This is a genomic window from Oleiphilus sp. HI0061 (assembly GCF_001635675.1).
Genome location: NZ_LWFE01000321.1, coordinates 1 through 923 on the forward strand (window position 1 = coordinate 1; position 923 = coordinate 923).

Annotated in this window: 2 protein-coding genes; both read right to left on the bottom strand. The window is 45.0% G+C overall.

The features are described 5' to 3' along the window. Window positions 1-555, bottom strand: a 555-nt coding sequence (locus A3735_RS04125) for a glycosyltransferase (RefSeq protein ID WP_231882372.1), incomplete at its 3' end; no start/stop codon positions are given. Beyond that, the coding region (locus tag A3735_RS04130; RefSeq protein ID WP_197485660.1) for an FtsW/RodA/SpoVE family cell cycle protein at window positions 548-923 on the bottom strand (376 nt) is incomplete at its 5' end. The genes A3735_RS04130 and A3735_RS04125, both read right to left, overlap by 8 nt.

Here is a 923-nt window from a genome sequence, read left to right on the forward strand (position 1 = left end):
TCTGATCGGCCGAGATTTCGAAACACTGTCTTTGCTTGAATAAAATAACTCGCAGATTTCATCTCTCAATGGGTTGCCAGTCAGCACAACTTTACTCGCATCTTCAAAGGCTTCAGGAAAAGCTGACATCACTGAATCTGCCATTTTCGCGAGTACTTTATTGGTCATTCCTGCTACGGCATTCTGTTCGTGAACCAATAAAGGCTTACCCAAGAGTTTTGCCGCCAAGCCACCAGGCCCAGAAGCGAAGCCTCCCATACCTAACACGGCATCGGGTCTTGTTTTCCTAAGCACTAATAAAGCCTGGAAAACGGCTTTAGCGATCTTCAAGGGTGCTAAGGCTTTGCTTAATATGCCTTTACCGCGAACACCACTGACAGAAATACCGTAAAAAGGAATTCCAGCATCTTGCACTACTCGCTCTTCCATACCACCGACTGAACCTAGCCAAACAACTTTGTCATTGCGGCTCATTAGTTTCTTTGCCGTTGCTAAGGCTGGAAATACATGTCCGCCAGTGCCACCAGCCATCACAAGGAATGTTTTATCACGCATGGATAAGCTCCTTGTCTCGGGCCTGTTCTGAGTCTGGCTCATCTTCGATCAGCATCAGGTCACGGTGAATTCTTAACAAAACACCTATGCACATACAACTCACAATCAGGCTACTACCGCCATAACTTACCAATGGCAGTGTCAGACCTTTAGTCGGTAGTAAGCCCATATTGACGCCTATGTTTATAAAAGACTGAACCGCGAATAAGATGCCAATGCCGTAGGCAAAATAGGCGCTGAATAATTGCTTTTTCTTTTCTGCCAAATAGCCTATGCGTAAGGATCTGTAGACCAAAACGACAAACAACGAAACAACAAGCAATGTACCAATCAAACCAAACTCTTCTGCCATAATGGCAAAAACGAAA